An 18,702-nucleotide genomic window follows, 5' to 3' on the forward strand; every position below is an offset into this window, starting at 1 on the left:
ATGACCGCACTTGTACATCAATTACTTTCCGAAACTGCGATGAGGCAACCCGATGCGCAAGCATTGCGTTATCAAGAGCAAAGCCTTAGCTATCGAGCGCTGTCCGACCATGTGAGCGAGTTTTCGGACGCATTGCTGACTTTGGGCGTACGTCGTTCGGAACGGGTTGCTATTTATCTCGAGAAACGCTTTGAGAACGTGATTGCGATGTTTGCGGCATGGCAGGCTGGTGCAGTAATGGTACCGGTGAATCCCCTGTTGAAGCAGGAGCAAATCAGCTATCAACTCAACCACTGCCAGGCAGCAGTATTGATTACATCAACAGAGCGGTTTGAAACTAATCTTGCGGTTTTACGTTCTTGTCCATCATTGCGATGTGTGATTGTTGTAGGCCGTGCCAGTGAGGGTAAGACTGATTTGCCGTTTCGCTTGATTTGTTGGGAAGAAGCAATGAAAGAACGAACGACGATGCCGCCACATCCAGTTGTTGATATGGATATGGCGGCAATTTTGTACACCTCTGGCAGTACCGGAAAACCTAAAGGTGTCGTTTGTTCCCATCGTAACCTCGTCGCAGGGGCTCAAAGCGTTTCATCCTATCTTCATAACAATGCAAACGATCGCGTTTTGTGTGTTTTGCCGTTTAGTTTTGATTACGGCTTAAGTCAGTTGACGACTGTTTTTTTAACTGGTGGCACAGCTGTATTACTCAATTACCTTCTTCCTAATGACATAATTCAGGCGATTCGAAAAGAACGGATTACTGGCCTGGCTGCAATTCCTCCGTTGTGGGGGCAGCTATCACTACTTGATTGGAGTAGCATTAATTTTTTGCGCTTTGCCACCAATTCCGGCGGCGCAATGCCTCGATCAGTATTGAATTCATTGCGTCAAAGTATTCCGAATACGCGTATTTATCTGATGTATGGTTTGACAGAAGCTTTTCGGTCGACTTATCTCGATCCGGACGAGGTTGATATTCGTCCCGATTCGATTGGTAAAGCTATTCCCAATAATGAAGTTCTAGTCGTCCGTCCGGATGGCACTGAGTGTGATGTCGATGAAGTGGGAGAGTTGGTGCATCGCGGTGCGCTGGTCTCACAGGGCTATTGGAACGATATTGTTGCCACGTCTGAACGATTCAAACCACTTCCAATTCCTAAAGATGCCTGGCGACTTCCCGAGATAGCAGTATGGTCAGGTGATTTGGTGCGTAAAGATAGTGCTGGTTATTTGTATTATGTCGGACGTAACAACGACATGATCAAAATTTCGGGTTACAGAATCAGTACGATTGAAATTGAAGAAGTACTATTCACACTGCCAGGCATGACAGAACTTGCGGTCGTTGGGGTTGCGCATCCGCATTTTGAGCAGGCTTTAGTTGCAGTGGTAAAACAAAATGCACAAGAAAGTTTGACAACCGACATGTTGCGCCGGCACTGCCAGCGACATTTACCAGCTTATATGCAGCCAAAACATTTTTCTCTTGAATCTTCAAGCTTACCTCGTAATGCAAACGGTAAGATTAATCGCCTCGCGGTTAGCCAAAGGTTTGCCACTTTTTTTCAGAGCCCTGACGATGCAAGCCAAGAAACCTGAACATGCGCCGCAAACTCAGTTTGCCTCACTCGATAATTGTCTGTTGGTCGGTGGGATACCGCTGACAAGGCTGGTTCACCGTGCAGGTGGAACACCGCTTTATGTGTACGATAAAACTTTACTAACTGCCCGAATGCAGTTGTTGAAAAGCTTAGTGCCGGTTGATCTGCGAATTAACTATTCCCTTAAAGCGAATCCGATGCCTGCACTTGTCGGTCATATGGCGGCGCAAGTGGATGGATTTGACGTTGCTTCAAGCGCAGAAATGCAGACGGCACTAGCAACCGTAATTCAGCCTGAGTACATTAGCTTTTCCGGCCCCGGTAAGAGCGATGCAGAGTTATTGCAGGCGATCGCCGCTGGCGTCATGGTGCATGTCGAATCGCTTAACGAATTGCGTAGGTTGGATCGAATTGCCGGTGAACATGGCTACCCGACAGAAGTCATGTTGCGGATCAATCCTGATTTTGACTTAAAGTCGTCTGGCCTGAGAATGGCGGGCGGGCCAAAACAATTTGGAATTGATGTTGAACAAATCCCGCGCATTCTCGAAGAACTAGATGGAATGTACGTTGAGTGCGTTGGTTTTCACTTTTATACAGGGTCGCAAAACCTCAATGCCAAGGCCATTAACGACATGTTCACGAAAACCTGTGAACTTGCGATATCTCTTGCGAATTTACCGATTGGATCGAAACGTCAGTGGGTGCGTCGGATCAATTTGGGTGGCGGTTTTGGCATTCCTTATTTTCCTGGCGATGTTGCACTGGATATTAATGTCGTTGCTGCGCATCTTCAGGATGCTGTAGTGCGTCTGAAGACGGTAATTCCAGATGTTGTCGTGGAGATAGAATTGGGGCGTTACTTGGTGGGTGAAGCTGGAATTTATGTAACTAAAGTAATTGATAAAAAAATATCTCGTGGGCAAACATTTTTAGTAACTGACGGTGGCATGAATCATCATTTGGCAGCATCAGGAAACCTGGGTCAGGTAATTCGAAAAAATTATCCCGTTCTTGTTGGCAATAAAATAAATAAAGATGCTGACCAGTTGGCAACTGTTGTAGGACCTTTGTGTTCACCGCTAGATTTGCTTGCGGACAACATGTTTTTGGCGCATGCTGAGGTTGGTGACCTGATTGTAGTGTTTCAATCAGGGGCTTATGGAGCAAGTGCCAGTCCGATGAACTTCTTGTCGCGTTCACCAGTTGCTGAGGTTCTGATTTAGTCAGCGTAGCACATTGATATCGATCTAAACTTTCTTCAACGTGGGGATGAACATGTTCTACAAATCGTTAGTGTTATTCATACTGGCATCATTAATTAATTTTTTTATAAATGATCCATCTTATGCCCAAACTAGCAAACCGCGGAGCTTGGCGGTTTCTGGTGTGTTGGGTTCTGTATCTCAGTCTGTACCAATTACAACAGTCAAAATTCAGCAAGCAATGCTCTCAGGTCTGAGTAATGGCTCTGCTGCTGGCGTACCCGTCACATTCGGTCAGGTATTTGCTCAGGGAGACGTGCCTAATTCTTCGTCACTTAGTGCTACGCTACAGGATGGTACTCCCGTTGTCTTGCAGGTGGATAAAAAGGCAACACATCCAGATGGATCGATGCGACATGCCGTCATAACAGCGGTTGTTCCCCTTGATCGATATGGTAAAAATTCATTACTGTTAAGCCGCAATTCTGCCCCCGCAAATTTGAATACTGGGGTTGATCCTACGGTACTTCTGAATGATGGATTTAAAGCAAATGTCCAGATATTAATTAATGGAGAAACCTATATTGCATCGGCAGATGACTTATTGCGTAGCACTAGCAAACCATTTCTTTGGTTGTCAGGACCGTTAGTCAACGAATGGCAGGTTTCCGCACCACTAAAAACTGCGTCGGGGAAAGTTCACCCACAACTTTCAGCACGTTTTGCCATTCGCTCATATACGGGCTTGCACAGTGCGAGAGTAGATGTAGCGCTGGAAAATGATTGGGCGTATGCTCCCGCTCCGCAAAATATTACCTATCATCTCGCCGTAACGGTTGGTGGGCAAACCGTGTATTCGAAGTCTTCTTTACAGCACTATCATCATTCACGTTGGCGCAAAACTTTCTGGTGGGGTAACAACAATAATGTTGCTATTGCACACGATACGGCATATTTGATTTCGACCAAGGCCGTGCCAAATTACGACCAAACCGTGCAAATATCTCCCTCTTCAATTCAGAGTATGGCAACACAGTTTTCTGGTGCCGCCGCCGATATCATGGGGAATGGACTCGCCGTCCAATATATGCCTACGACGGGTGGTCGTAACGATATTGGCCTTTTACCTGGTTGGGCAGTAAGTTACTTACTTAGCATGAACGATACCGCCAAAAAAGTGACATTAGGAACGGCAGATATGTCAGGCAGTTGGTCGATGCACTATCGTAACCAGAATACGGATCGTCCGGTTAGCCTGATTGATTTTCCGTATATGACCTTGCTGGGGCGTCCGGGAGATACCTACAACCCGCAAACGAAGAAAAATGAAGCGTTTCCTGTGTGCGGAGGCGATTGCACGACACCATTCGAAGCCGACTCTGCTCATGAACCTGCATTAGCGTATTTGCCTTATTTAGTGACCGGTGACTACTATTATTTGGAGGAGCTTCAGTTTTGGACCATGTATGATCTGTTTCAGAGCAATCCCGGATATCGTAACAACGTTAAGGGATTGTTTCACTCAACGCAAGTCAGAGCTCAGGCATGGACGTTACGCGATCTGAGTTATGCGGCATACATAACACCAGATGCAGATATGTTTAAATCCCAATTTGCACAATTTTTGTCAGATAATTTAGATTGGTATAATGCCTCGCATCAACCGAACGGAAGTCAGCCTAATATTTTTGGCGCATTAGTTGATGGGGATGCTCGCCAATATGTGAACCTGACATCGATTGCACCATGGCAGGATGATTTTTTCACTTCTGCAGTAGGTCGCGCGGTGGAGCTGGGTTTCGATAAAGCTAAGCCACTGTTGGCTTGGAAAGCACAATTTCCAGTAAAAAGAATGATCGATCCAGGATATTGCTGGATTGGCGCTTCGGTTTATACGTTCCAAGTGACGAACCAGAATGGTGGTCCGTTTTTTACCGATATGTCGACGGCATACTTGGCAAGCAATCCACCGGCAATGACATCGACGCCGTGTGATAGCCAAGCGATGGCAGCTTCACTTGGCTTAAATCTGCATGAAATGGTTGGTTATTCGAGCTCTGCGCTCGGATACCCCTCTAATTTGCAACCAGCCTTAGCATTGAGTGCTAATTCTGGCATTACAGGCGCAAAGCAAGCGTGGGCGCTATTTAATGCCAGAGCAATTAAACCGGATTACTCTGGTGCTCCGCAGTTTGCTATAGTCCCACGAAACTGAAAATGAATTTTTTAAATCGATGAATGATCCAGAACATGCTGACATCCCAGGTCGCACCAATAGAGCAACTGATGCCAGCATGGTTATTCATTTGCATGTCGCGATTCCCTCGGTTAAAGAAGATCGGGTCATTCATTCATCTTTTTTTGAAACATTAAAAAAAGCAGTACATCGCATACTCGATTGGTCTCGTTGGCTCCTGCATCGCAAATTCCAATTTAAGAGTCATAATTACGCGCAAAGGGAATACAGTAATCGAGGTGATATTGCCATTAAATTGGTTATAAAAGAGCTATTGCAAGCACAGTTTTCCGGTGTTGAGTTGATTTTTAGCGAATCTGAGTGGGGCAAATTAAGTGAAACTGCCGTCAGACGAATTAATGAACATTCCTCACTGTTTGTCATCGCCGGTGGAGGATACTGGGTCTTCAATAAGTCGAAAAAAATCAGCCCGGCATTTCTGGCAGATTTGCCTTATTTCAATCAAGTAAAATGCCCATTGGTTGTGTTTGGTTCTGGTGTAAACTTTAATATGCCGGAAGCAGATTCGTCCATTGATGTGGATATTGATCCACAGCTACGTGCAGCGCTATTAGATTTTGATCGCCGAGTTGATTTGTTCGCTGTTCGTTGTCGCTCATCGTTTAATTTTTTTCAATCCTTAGGCTTGCAGAATGCCCGATTGCTCTGTGATCCAGCCGTATTCAAATCAATGTCCGGGGAATTTCCTAAACACAAAAATAATGTGCTATCGATAGGCCTCAATTTTGCATTTCATGGCAAATTTGTTGAGAGTTTGTTAGCGAGGAACATCCTGATTTACATCGAATTTCTCAAAATCGTTAGTCAGCACTTTAAAGCTAAATTTTATTATTTCATTCATTCAGATGAGGAATTTTTGGTTGCAAAAATCCTTCAATCTGCAGGTGTTAAATTAACCGTGGTAGATGTTTCCGCCAATGATCTGGCTAATGCTTATCGCCAAGTGGATGTGCTGATTTGTCAGATGATGCATTCTAATATTTTGAGTTTTTGTGCTGGTGTGCCAGCGCTCAATATTGCTTACGATTCGAAAAATATCGGATTTAATGATTTGATTGGAATGCAGGAATTTTGTGTTAGTGCCCATCTAGTGACTGTGGAAAGTCTGGTTGAAAAAATGACCAAATTGATTCAATCTCGCACGACACTCAGTCAAAATATTGCTACAAAAAAGGCTACGCTCGCCATAGAAATGCAGAATTTCATGCGTGATTTAGGCGATATTGTGGCAAATTATCCGAACAACGCGAGTAAGTTGGCAAAGCTTGCTGGAAGTTAAAATATAGTGCTAAAAGACACTAATGTTAGTTTTAACACAGAACAATGCAAAGTAGCGGAGAGCGCTAAGCCAAGGCGTTGATCAGCTTGAAAATGTTATTTCGAGGGGTATTTGGATAGATGTATGCATATCCAATGGTTCATTTTCGCGGAAGTGCCAGACATTTTTTTTCCATAGAAAAGTATAAATATTACGTTACGAAAAGAGTATTTTTTTGAGAAATTCTTTTTGTCAGATTTTTTTACACAATACCCTTAAAAATTCCAGAAATGTTTTTAACTCATTGATTTTAAATAGTTTTAATTTCTGGCACACTAGTTGCTTATATAGTTGTGTAATGAAAATTTCATTGAATTTTTAACTTAACTTTGTGGATGAAAAATGAAAGCATTTAAATTTTTATCTTTGATTGCTGCAAGCGTTGCAGTTTTATCATGTATTTCGGTTCAAGCGTCATCCCTGAGTAGCGAAGACGGTACAGATGCAAACGGAACTGTCATTAATCTTACAAGCCAAAACGTCAAAGGCGGAAATCTGATGCCGCAGAATGTTTCTGGCTTCAATGGCGCTACACGTCCAGGTGGCGTAGTCGGTAATTGGTTGGCAGGGCAGCCAGGATCCAATGCAGTTTTAAGCTTGGTCAATATCGCTAATGGCATTTATGGTTATTCAGACGTTAGTTTCTTATGGGGAACGCCTGATGACTATAATACATTGATCGTTACGCAGAAAAACGGTGCTAAAACAACGTTGTCTTCTGGTATGTTTGATTGGACAGCAAACGGCTATGTAAATATCAAAGAAAGTGGCTCACCAATTGTTTCACTGACTTTTGAATCAACTAGCCCATCTTTTGAAGCTGCAAACTTCGAGGGTACAGTAGTTCCAGAGCCAACTTCCATCGCTTTGCTTGCTCTTGGTTTACTTGGTTTGACTGCAATTCGCCGTAAATCAAACAACATGTAATTTGTTTCCTGCAAAAAAAGCCCGCTTTGTGCGGGCTTTTTTCATTTTGTGGCAGTGAATGCAGGTCATAGCGCGATGCGTCGCATTGGCATGTGTCATAGTTTGAATCGTTCGGGTTAAATTGATTACACTAGGGCTGTGGCAAGGGTACATTGAATTCGACTTGCTCGTTGTAAAAGTAACTTGGTAAACAAGTAATGATGGGCTAATAGCGGTGGGAGACGCTTAGGCAATCTTTAATGTTTATATAATCCTCTTTAAGGTAGTATTACTTTGAAAATAACACTACCTTACTCATCACTGTTGGCTGTCGCCTTCTAAACCCGTCTAAGGGTTTGTCCATTATTTTTCTCTGGAAAAAGCTGCCATAAACAATGCGCGTGAAATATATAAAAGACTTTTTAAGGGGAGAGTACCTTTGGAAAATGCCATTAAGAAAAGAGGTATGCTAGCCAGGAATTTCCCTGAAAAGAAAAGATTACAACCAGTTTGAAAAGAATGTTGGCCACGAATACTTCTGATTTCAACCTTTGATAATTTATCCTTTTGTTCGACGAGGTGTTTTTCAAGCATAGGAAAAACGATCGAATGTGATAGCACCTGGTGGCGCTTCATTAAGCTCCCCTTGCTATCGTAATAATGAACCAAGATATCTTTCAAAATCTGGACTTTACCACGCAACGCAAGCTTGATCCAAAGATCTAAGTCCTCGCCGACTTGAAGCTTTTCATCAAATCCGCCCAACTCCAGTACTAATTTTCTATAGGTAAGGACGGTTGGGGTTGGCAGAAAATTATAAATTAACAGCGTTTTCCATGAGTCATTTCCCTCAACTGGTGGCCGATTGATATGCCCCACTTTGAGGAATTCACCGGACTCAGAAACCATTCTACTATTGCAAGAAATCAAACTGATTGAATTATCAGATTTCAATTCTGCTATTTGTTTTGATAGTTTTCCTTCAAGCCAGATATCATCAGCGTCGAGAAACGCTAAATATTTTCCTCGTGATGACTGGATGCCAACATTACGTGCCGCCGATACGCCGCAGTTCGTTGGCAATTTTAGTACACGAATGACTGGATGAGTCAGAGCTAATTCATTACATAAATCATATGTCTGGTCAGAACTTCCATCATCAATAATGATGATTTCAATCGAACTAATGTTCTGTCGTATGACCGAATCAACCGCTCTGGTAATAGTACGGGCGGCGTTGAAAGCGGGGATGATAACACTCACTTCCATGCAATCAACTTGATCAAAAAGATTGGTTTGTGCTTGGGTCATAATTTTTTTGTGTTTAAGCGCCACACCAGACTTTGAAAACTACGTACTATAAAAGCGGAAGGGGCGTTGTTATACCAAGCACCTCGATAAAACAAATGTTCTTCGCTTCTAATCTCATTTTTCCCATGGGATGTACCTTCTCCACGGTCTATCGTATGAACTTGATGTTGTATTGCCATCGAATAAATATATTTAAGTAAGAGCCTTCCCGGGGAATATTTGGCCATAGAAGGGTTATAAACAGGAAACCAATATTGGAGAATGCCATTGCCCATGATGCCAAAATGACTGGCAATCCACTGATCACCTGCATAGAGTTCGGATAGAAGCCCAGTACAAGCGGGTGATTCAGTGCACAACAATTGTTCCAGAAGTTTTATTTTCCACGAGTCTGCTAACGCGTCTGGTACTCCAGTACGTGCGTATTGGCGTCGTTTTTGTTCAATTAATTGACGTAGATTCGACGGTCGATTTATGAGCTGATTGAAGGTGAACCGAATTGGGCCAATCTCTTCAATTAGAAGTTTTTCGCGGCGATGGACTTCACTGCTTTGCTTTTTATTAAAAATCCCAACACTACGATCACTTGGACTAATTTCCCGGCAAGGGATTCGTAACCCGATGCGCGGCTGTTCTCCGGTCAAGCCATATGTAAGTTGGTGTTCATCCAGATGCGAAAAATTAATATGATTCAATCGCGCCAAAGTGAGCAGTTGTAGCGGCGTAATTCGTAGTGATGTTGGGGCAATTAAACCAAAATAGTCGGTCATTTGTCCGCCAACTGGTATCGCTGACTTCAATATTTTCCACATCCAATTTTTAAATTGAAATGGGAAAAAACCACAAATCTGGTTTTGATTTTCGAGAATGCAAACACGTACATTGGCACCAGTTTTCTCGACAGCATAAACATAGTGAAAACTGAGAAAGGGTGAGGCTAATTCGGCGTGCTTACTTGATAATTGCTCCCATAATGCAATTTCTGTCTGAGTCATTGCACTTGGTTTTACAACCCGTGAACTTAAATTAATCTCATTCATGGGGAGCGCTTTCATAACGGATCGTACTAATTGGTCTGTTAAATAAGCAAAATGCCAACATGAATGGATGAAAACGACCTAATTTGTCGATAATATCGTGTTCTGAAACGGCTATTCGACCAAATATGGTCTCTTCTAACTTGTTTTGGTTTTTCTGATTAAGAATTGAATCGCTGCTAAATAGCAATTCAATTCCTGCTGCTCTACAAGCCTCAACGACAGACTCATTATAACTGCCGTGTGGGAACGACATGGAGATGAGCTCTTGTATATTCACATATTCAGCCAAAGTATTCCGGGCGCTGTTGACCTCAGCGTAGGGATCCGCAACTTTGGTCAAAGGATGATGGCTGTGACCGTGACTTCCAATCGATTGCGTGGCAGAAAGGTTGATTAACTGCTTTTTGCTCAACATAGAAGGCGGCATTTTTGAAAATATATGCAGTCCTTTGGCCAAACGTTGCAATTGGATTGCAGGTAGTTTTTCAAGTTGCCGGATGATCCATTGGATATCGGCAATATCGTTAAATTTATCGTCTTGAATTGTGAGTTCGATTTCTAATTCGGACAAAACCATATTTAGGGCTTTGATATTTCGAGGATCTTGAGACAAAGTACAATATACGGCTTCCTGCCAGAATGGTTCATTCTGTTCGACAATAGAGCCTGAGACAAATACTGCGCTTCTTATTTTGAATTCTTCTAATATAGGTTGAGCAAATTGGGCGGTATCAGCCCAGCCATCATCAAAGGTAATCAAAATACTGCATGCTGGTAATTTTTTACCTTGTTTGTGAGATTCGTAGACGTCTTCAAGAGTAATTACCTGATAGTGTTTTTTGAGAAACATCAGGCACTGTCTGAATGTGTCTGTGCTTATGGTCCAGGTAGGATTGGCACCTAATTTGCTGTGCAAATCGAATGGAAGAACACGATGAAATAAGACTACCGTTAAAGCGTTCTTATTTCGCATCCTATGATAAATATGCATGATACCGAGTTGGTAGAGCATGAATTTGATGAATGAATAAAGGAGCCGCTTAATAGTCCACTTTCCTTTGTATACGGCTGGGGGCGGAAAGTAACCTGCATTTAAAAATTCCGCAATGTGTCCGTAAAGAGGATGCTTCGTTATTGCAACACCAATCAGCCAACCAATTGCAGCGGTGAATATGGCTACGATTAACTGTAAAGCTTGATTATTGTGAGTTGTTGTCCATAATAATGTGATTGTCAGAGGACCTGCAATACTACATGCAGTGACCATACCGCTACGCAAGCACGCTAAAATTAATTCGGTGATTGTTACACCGATCGTCATTTGCAAATATTTATTGATAATAAAAAACGTAATACATTCACCCAGGATGATGGCAATAGAAATGCCCATCACCCCATATCGAGAAGCCACAAGAATAGCGATCACTTTGATAGGTTGTGACAATAACTGTGCAAAAGTAGCCTGTCTGACTTGTCCATTCGCGATCATGACGTGTCCTGCGAAGATCGACATCGACGTAACTGCACCAGCGAGACAAAGCATTCGAACAATCGGCACGGAGGCATTCCATTGTGCGCCGTAGAGAACATTAATAATCTGAAAAGCAACGATTGCCATGACAGAAAAGAAAGGCCACGCAAGAATGGTTAAATAATTGACGGCCAACAGATAAGGTTGTTTAAGATCTGCCCCATCTCTTTTTAGTTGAGAAAAATAGGGTAATACAATGGGAGTTAGTGCTGATTCAATTAATTTGGCAAAAAGTTGAACTAAACCATTGCCGCGACTAAAGTAACCAACCGCAGCCATGTCGATAGTTTTCGCAATCACCAAATCAGGACTATTGGTACCAATTGCATTAGCAGCATTACCGATACTGGATATACCCCCAAATGAAATGATTTTGCCTATGTTTGTGAAACGTGGCAAAAATGGAAGATCTTTGGGACGAAAAATATTTGCAACCACACCAAAAGATAGGATGCCAGCAAAATTTGCCCATGCAAGGCTTAATGCTCCGAATCCTCGATATGCTAATACTGTCGCGACCAAGACATGGCAAACCGCGCTGGCAATTTTGATATAAAAAATGGTTGTAAATTGCATTTCCCTTCTGTAGAGACCAAACAATAGCGATCCAAAAGGTGATACGGCAAAACTTAGTGCCATTACATGTAAAATACTTTTTAATGAAGGGTTATCATAGAACTGCGCAACAGCATCACTGGAGAGCCACATTATCAGGGCGACCATCAAGGCTAAGATAATTGCGACACCAAACGCGGACTGGATTTTTTCATGTGTCAGGTCTACTTCCTGGATGACATAATTCACTACGCCGAAATCTCGGAACATATGTAATAAGATCATCAAAAATGCAGCAACTGAATAGACACCTGTATCAGCCGGCGTCAAAAGGCGAGCGAGAATCAGAACGCCAATAAATTGAATCGATAATTCGAGATATTGCGCAACAAAGTTAATACCAATCGATTTTTTTGTGCTTGTCATAGACTCTGAACTTAAAAAATTATTGTGCCAGCCAGCGAAGTAGCCGTATCTGGAACATCAGGGGAGTCTTGTCCCAAGGGCAGCCTCGCGGAATCTGGAATAGGTCGGTATTCGTCGATACCGTATCTAGCGAGGTACAAAATGCAGCACGATAGCCAGCAGTCTTAGCCAATTCTATATGTCGTTGATCGTAATCTAAGCCTGCCTTGCCGTTTGGGTAAGCAAATAAATCTACGGGTTTACCGGTAATGGATTCCAATGTTTGCTTACACTGGATCATTTCATTTAATCCTTCTTCATCCTTAATTTTAAGTAGGATCGGGTGGGTAACGGTATGTCCACCGATCTCAAAACCGTTATCGGACAGGTTTTTTATCATCACCTTAGAAAGCATTAATTCTTCGTGAGACATGGCCCCTGCCAATTGTTCTAACTGTCGAGTCAGGGCAAAACGTTGTTCAGACGAGCGGTATTTAACTGCATTAACAAGTTGATCTGCGATCATTGCTCTATCAGTCTGGTTCTTAATTGTATAAACATCAAAACCACACGACGTTAAATCCACAGTTCCAGGTCTGATGTGGCGTATCGCTTCAATGATGCGATCATTCCACATATTGCTGCCATCAAGATAATCCGTTGCAATGAAAACAGTTGCACTAAGGTTGAACTCCTTAAGAATCGGCATCGCCAGATCGTGCGTAGATTTATAGCCGTCGTCAAACGTGATACTGATGGATCGCGGTGGCAGGTTGCCGCTTTGCAATTGATTAAGTGCCTGGCTCAGTGGGAGAACATTGAAATTACGTACCAATGCTTCCATCTGCCAGCGAAAAGATGCGATGTCGGGATCAGAGCTACGCATTGGGTCTGGTATGTCGAGAATGCGGTGATAAATCAGAATGAAAAGTCGTTCATTACCGCCTTTACGACGACTGATTTGGCGCTCTAACAGTCTGAGGAGGTGGGACTCTACGCGATGTTTTAGTGATGATGCCATGTTCTCGTTTATCCCTCTTGTAACTCAGGTTGAATCGGTGAGTCCGTAGTGGTTGTCATTTTTTTTGGGTGTAACAGGAATTTTTCTAACAAGACCAGTAGTGCAACAACGTCATAGAAAAGGTCATAGTACGCCATCGTCAAAAATGCGCCACCAACTGCGAAACCGATCATACTGACCTGACACATTGCTGCTAAATTTGACGCCCATTCTTCATCCGGTCGGTTTTTACAGAAGGCGATAATACGACTTCCCGAGCGCCAGGCCAGAAAGATAAAAAGTAGAAATAAGATGAATCCAATATAACCATGTTCACCGAGCACTTGAAAATAAATACTATGTGCGGCATGGTGGTTACGCGGTTCCGGAGCAAATACTAAAAAAAGTCGGGGAGTAAAGCAGTCAAAACCACCGCCTGTTACACTGGAATTTGCCACGTTAACTGCATACTGCCACGCGTTAAGCCTACCCAATGCTGATGAATCTGCAGAATAATTATCGATGCTGTGCATACGCTCAAACCACTGGTTGGGCATGATGCTCATACAAATAGGGACAATGAGAAGTAGTATCAAACCTGTACGAATACGATGTTTACTTTTTAAAAGCAAAAATAGAATAATGGCGGTACCGCCAAGTATTGCTCCACGGGAGTAAGACCCTACGACAGCAATAGAAGAAAGCCCGACCATAAGTAAAAAACCGATTTTGACCCACTTTCGTTTGCTTTCCAGCCATAGATACCACATGATCGGCAGTGCCATCAGTAAGGCAAGGGCGAGTGCATTATTGTCACTGATATAGCTTCCTTCTGGACCATATACATGACTATTGCCGGCTGTTAAGATCGTAAAAATACCGCCTTTGACGCCAAAAAAACCGATCGACAAAGCAATGATGCCGGCAAATTGCTGAATTTGTTTTTTTGTGTTCGTACAGAATAAAATTACACCGAATAAGCACATGGTCTTCATAACCCGGCTCCATTCATTCCACGCTCTTTCTGGCTCCATCGCAAACAGGGTTGTTACTGACATCCATAAGCAAAGCGTGATCAAGGCGATGACACAAGCAGTGGCTTGAAAGCGCATTTTCTCTTTTGAGAAAAAAATGCCGATCACCGTCACACCGACAATCATCGCTTCAAATGGAAAAGAATATGCTGCCCCATATGTCAGGCGATGGGGATTCATGAGGCTGACCCACGTAAATAAAATCACGCCAATGAACGGCCTCTTAACGGCAAAAGGCAGTGCAGCAAATATAAAACAGAAGAGGATGATGTCACGCATGACGCTTAAATCCTTCGATCAGACCGATAATTTTTTTGGCGTTAGATTCCCACGTCAATTGTTTCTCATTAATAGTGCTGCGCGCATTTTTCTGTAGACGCTCGATGAGTGACTGGTCGCGGCAGAGCCGATTTATCGTCTCAGGCATGCTTCCTGGCCGATTAGGATCAAACAGTAATGCATTATCTTGATCGGTCAGAAGTTCACCAATATTGGGTTGATTGGGTGCTACGATAGCTTTACCTGCTGCCAGATATTCGATTAGTTTTAATGGAGAAGCATAGGCGACGACGGCGGGTTGTAGTGCAATATCAAACATGGCGATATAAGTCGGGATCTCGTTTCTTTCGATGAGCCCGGTAAAACTCACGCGATCCTGGATATTTAAGGATTTGGCCTGCGCTTCGAGATGGACACGTTCAGGGCCGTCCCCAACGACGAGTAAATGTCGACGAGAATCTGGCTCATCGTTGGCTAGCATGCTAATGACTTTGTCCAGACCATGCCATTTGCGAATGAAACCTGTAAAACCTAAAACCAGTTTATCGTGCAAGCCCAATGCCATTTTTGCAGATTCTACTGCTGCAATTTCTTCAAATTCGTGAAGATTGATTCCGTTATGAATAACCATGGTTTTTTTCGGATCACTGCCATATTGCAGCACGATGTCTGCCATTACTTGCGTCACCGGTAAAACAAAATCTGCTGATTTCCAAATGTATGTTTGGCACCATTTGGCGATACGATGCAGGGAGAACCCATCGTAGCGTAGGCGCTCTTCAAAAATGGGAGAATTCACTTCTAAGATGAGTGGCAGATGAAAACGACGTTTGGCCCATATGCCAGATAATAGGAATAAATTGTACCGTTCGTAGATGCAGTCAGGTTGATGCAATTTGATTGCTTTTGCTAATTCGCGATACGACACCCAATTATAGGCCAACTCCATCAACTCATAGATGAAGCGCGGCATATAACGTTTTAAAAATGCGACTCTACGGTCATCTACCCCAAATCCTGTCTTTTGACTTCCTTCCGGTGCAACGACAATAACTTTGTGTCCCAAGGATTTAAACGCAGCAATCATTTCTTCAATGTGCACTGCCTGACCGTCTTTTGAGCTGGTGCGATGATGGTAGAGTATTTTTAGCATGTTGGATCACCATGTAATATGGTGTTGAATAAGTGTAATTGTCCTTTTGTGGTGTCATCCCAGCTAAATCGTTCAGCGTACTTGCGTGTCGCTGCACGAGTAGGACCGGTTTCTCGCATGGTATTGACCGCACCCGCAATTTGTTCTGCATTGCGCGCATCGAGCAGTAAACCGGCATCTGGCGAAGTAATTACTTCTGAAGAGCCGCCTACATCGCTAGAAATAACAGGTGTTCCGCATGCCATTGATTCAAGCAAGACATTTGCCCAACCCTCTCGTGAAGAGGCCAGCACCATAATGTCAGCTGCATTGTAATAGCGATACAATTCTTTTTGTGCAACTGAACCAATGAATTTGACGCGATCGCCTACACCAAGTTGTTCAGCAAATGCGCGCAGTCGCTGATCTTCAGGCCCGCTACCAGCAATCATCAGGTGAACCTCTGGCAAAAGAGCTAGTGCCTGAATAACGAGATCATGTCCTTTGTGGGTAGTGAGTGATCCAACGGTGAGTAAGGTGAACGCAGAAATTCCCAACTCGGTTCTGATTTGCTCTCTCTCTATCGGGTAGAACCTGGTCAGATCTACGCCGTTGCGCAGCGGTGTAATGTGATTTGGAGCCACTCCCAATTTTATTAATTCATCTTTGAGTGCCTGGCAAACCGTAATCACAGCGCTGGCATGATGAGCTGCCCATTGCACCATTTTCTTTGGTAATCCACTCTGTGCGATGACGTTGATATCTGAACCCCGCGCAGTAATGACGACTGGTTTCTTGAAATATTTTCCCAACATCATGGCTGCAACGCCATCCGGATAAAAGTAATGTGCATCGATTAAATCAAAATCCTGGCCTGACTCAATCAGCTGGCGAATCGTCTTTTTCAACGAATGTGCCATTAGGAACGGTGTAAGGTACATGCCGATTTTAGGAATCAAGGGATACCGTGGATGGGTAATATTAATTTCCTGGCGAAATTGCTTTGACGGTACTCGTGCAAAGCTCGCGTAGCGTCCAAAAAAGGAATTTCTGAACGGAAACCAAGGTATCGGTGCGATTACCTGTGCTTCGGCTTTACCACTGGCCACCAGAAAACGCAGGCGAGTTTCTACAAAAATGCCGTGGTTGATCTGCTCTTCATTTGGATACAAAGTAGTCAAGGTCAGCAGACGTATTTTGTCTCGAGTGAAATTTTTTTCGCTCATGAATTGGCTCGTAGAAACGCTGCAAACATAAGCAATGCCCATAATGAAGTGCTGTAATCCTTACGCCCTGATTCATGCTGATCGACTAAATGATGCAAGTAGTCAATATTAAAAATTTTGGCATCTTTCATCCGTTGGTGCAAAACAGTATCCCGCACCAGCTGGCGGAGTGGGCCACGTAACCATGACGCTAGTGGAATTGAGAATCCTTTTTTACTACGATATAAAATATCATCGGATAAGAAAGGTCGCAGCGATTTTTTCAGAATATATTTTCCTTCTGCACCATTGAGTTTCATTGATGCTGGTAATCCAGAAACCCATTCAACGAATTGGTGATCGAGCAAGGGCACTCGCACTTCGAGCGAATGGGCCATACTGGCACGATCAACCTTTGTCAAAATATCGCCAGGTAAATACGTTTTGAAATCCAGATACTGTACCAATGAAAGCGGATCCTCGACAGGCGCGTTGGCCGCATGATTACGCATGACCTCGATCGCTTTATAACCCTGGAGTTCGGCGCGAAATGTGTCGCTAAAGAGTAGCTTTCGTTCTCGATCCGGCATAATTGAGACGCCATGAAAATAACCATCAACCAAATCCTTTGACAGTGCTTCAAATGTCGTTTTTGCGCGTAAAAACTGCGGCGCCCAATCTAGTTTAGGGTACATTTTTCCTAACGCACTAAACACAGGAGCACGAATTGCCAGTGGAATTTTTGAGCGAAGTTGTTGTTCCGCCATTGCATATCGATATCGACGGTAACCTCCAAAATTTTCATCGCCACCATCACCAGATAGTGCAACGGTAACGTGCTTTCGCGCTAGTTGGCAGACGCGATAGGTTGGGAGGGCTGAACTATCTGCAAATGGTTCGTCATATAAATTGGCTAGCAGGTCAGTCAGGGTGTGACTATCGTCTTTAACTAATTGCGTGTGATGATTTGTTTTATAACGATCTGCAACTTGTTGCGCATAGATGGATTCATCGTAGTCAGGATCATTGAAGGCAATAGAACAGGTGGTGATCTTGTCAGGATCATTTTGTGCCATCAAAGCAACCACGGCACTAGAATCTACGCCGCCAGATAAAAATGCACCTAACGGTACTTCCGATACCATTTGGCTTTTTACGACGCTGGTAAGTCGGTGAATCAGCTCCTCTTGAAGATCTGCTTCACTGCTGAAGGGAACAGGTTTAAAGGGAACATCCCAGTATTTGATCTGGGTGACGGCGATGTCACCATGGCGAACAAGCAAATAATGCCCTGGATTGAGTTTATTGACTTGGCTATAAATTGTTTTTGGGTCAGGAATATATCCAAAGGCAAAATAGTCTTCAATGGCAGTCGGATCAAGTTGTCGGGAGGCGCCTGGAGCCGTCATTATTGCTTTTAATTCTGATCCAAATAGAAATAATCCATTAGGTAATAAAGAATAAAACAGGGGCTTGATACCGACATGGTCGCGCGCTAAAAACATGACTTGTTGGTTTCTGTCCCATAAACCAAAAGCGAACATGCCTCGTAAACGCTGCAGGCAATTAGGGCCCCATTGTTCCCAAGCGTGAACGATGACCTCAGTATCGGAGCGTGTTCTGAAAGTATGTCCTAACTCAATCAATTCAGACATCAATTCGCGGTAGTTGTAGATCTCTCCGTTAAATACAATCACTACGCTTTTATCTTCATTAAACAACGGTTGCTGCCCAGTCGCAAGATCGATAACGGAAAGTCGACGGTGTCCAAGTCCCACGCCAGCTTCAAGATGGAGATCGCCCTGATCGGGACCGCGATGATGCAGGCTCTCGTTCATACGAAGCAGCATCTCGCGTTCTATCTCACGAATTCCCGAGGTGTCAAACAGACCTGTTATTCCGCACATGGTGACTGATTTC

General features: G+C 43.5%; 13 protein-coding genes. 5 read left to right on the forward strand and 8 right to left on the reverse strand.

Annotated features, from left to right (window positions below):
- The 5 genes from ACO0K1_RS07110 (at nt 1) to ACO0K1_RS07130 (ending at nt 7,311) form a co-directional block, all read left to right on the forward strand.
- A complete protein-coding gene (locus ACO0K1_RS07110) occupies nt 1–1,602 on the forward strand; it encodes an acyl-CoA ligase (AMP-forming), exosortase A system-associated (protein ID WP_423024143.1) in 1,602 nt (533 codons plus the stop codon).
- A complete protein-coding gene (locus ACO0K1_RS07115) occupies nt 1,583–2,830 on the forward strand; it encodes a pyridoxal-dependent decarboxylase, exosortase A system-associated (protein WP_423024145.1) in 1,248 nt (415 codons plus the stop codon). Before ACO0K1_RS07110 ends, ACO0K1_RS07115 begins: the two co-directional genes overlap by 20 nt.
- A 52-nt stretch (nt 2,831–2,882) precedes the next feature.
- Nucleotides 2,883–5,024 carry a hypothetical protein gene (locus ACO0K1_RS07120; protein WP_423024147.1) on the forward strand — a complete coding sequence of 714 codons (2,142 nt, stop codon included), beginning with the start codon at nt 2,883–2,885 and terminating at the stop codon, nt 5,022–5,024.
- 19 nt (nt 5,025–5,043) lie between these two features.
- Nucleotides 5,044–6,345, forward strand: coding sequence for a polysaccharide pyruvyl transferase family protein (locus ACO0K1_RS07125; protein WP_423024149.1), 1,302 nt, complete (start codon nt 5,044–5,046; stop codon nt 6,343–6,345).
- 381 nt (nt 6,346–6,726) lie between these two features.
- Nucleotides 6,727–7,311, forward strand: a complete 585-nt coding sequence (locus ACO0K1_RS07130) for a PEP-CTERM sorting domain-containing protein (protein WP_423024151.1) — start codon at nt 6,727–6,729, stop codon at nt 7,309–7,311.
- 342 nt (nt 7,312–7,653) lie between these two features.
- Here the strand turns inward: ACO0K1_RS07130 and ACO0K1_RS07135 are convergent, their stop codons facing one another.
- From ACO0K1_RS07135 to ACO0K1_RS07170, 8 genes are read right to left on the reverse strand one after another with little or no spacing between them, the layout of a single operon-like run.
- Nucleotides 7,654–8,601, reverse strand: coding sequence for a glycosyltransferase family 2 protein (locus tag ACO0K1_RS07135; RefSeq protein ID WP_423024153.1), 948 nt, complete (start codon nt 8,599–8,601; stop codon nt 7,654–7,656).
- Nucleotides 8,598–9,641: a GNAT family N-acetyltransferase gene (locus ACO0K1_RS07140; protein ID WP_423024155.1), complete on the reverse strand. Its 1,044-nt coding sequence runs from the start codon at nt 9,639–9,641 to the stop codon at nt 8,598–8,600. Before ACO0K1_RS07140 ends, ACO0K1_RS07135 begins: the two co-directional genes overlap by 4 nt.
- On the reverse strand, nt 9,634–12,153 hold the full coding sequence (locus tag ACO0K1_RS07145) for an oligosaccharide flippase family protein (RefSeq protein ID WP_423024157.1): 2,520 nt from the start codon (nt 12,151–12,153) through the stop codon (nt 9,634–9,636). Before ACO0K1_RS07145 ends, ACO0K1_RS07140 begins: the two co-directional genes overlap by 8 nt.
- A gap of 19 nt (nt 12,154–12,172) precedes the next feature.
- A complete protein-coding gene (locus tag ACO0K1_RS07150; protein WP_423024159.1) occupies nt 12,173–13,153 on the reverse strand; it encodes a polysaccharide deacetylase family protein in 981 nt (326 codons plus the stop codon).
- 8 nt (nt 13,154–13,161) lie between these two features.
- Nucleotides 13,162–14,445, reverse strand: a complete 1,284-nt coding sequence (locus ACO0K1_RS07155) for a putative O-glycosylation ligase, exosortase A system-associated (RefSeq protein ID WP_423024161.1) — start codon at nt 14,443–14,445, stop codon at nt 13,162–13,164.
- Entirely contained in the window at nt 14,438–15,598 is a 1,161-nt protein-coding gene (locus tag ACO0K1_RS07160; RefSeq protein ID WP_423024163.1) for a glycosyltransferase family 4 protein, read from the reverse strand. The genes ACO0K1_RS07155 and ACO0K1_RS07160 overlap by 8 nt, the downstream gene beginning before the upstream one ends.
- Nucleotides 15,592–16,803: a glycosyltransferase family 4 protein gene (locus ACO0K1_RS07165; RefSeq protein ID WP_423024165.1), complete on the reverse strand. Its 1,212-nt coding sequence runs from the start codon at nt 16,801–16,803 to the stop codon at nt 15,592–15,594. The genes ACO0K1_RS07160 and ACO0K1_RS07165 overlap by 7 nt, the downstream gene beginning before the upstream one ends.
- Complete coding sequence (locus tag ACO0K1_RS07170) at nt 16,800–18,689, reverse strand: XrtA/PEP-CTERM system amidotransferase (protein ID WP_423024167.1); 1,890 nt, start codon at nt 18,687–18,689, stop codon at nt 16,800–16,802. The genes ACO0K1_RS07165 and ACO0K1_RS07170 overlap by 4 nt, the downstream gene beginning before the upstream one ends.
- Between the last annotated feature and the right edge of the window lie 13 nt (nt 18,690–18,702).

It is taken from the genome of Undibacterium sp. SXout20W (genome assembly GCF_049340285.1).
Lineage (GTDB): Bacteria > Pseudomonadota > Gammaproteobacteria > Burkholderiales > Burkholderiaceae_D > Undibacterium.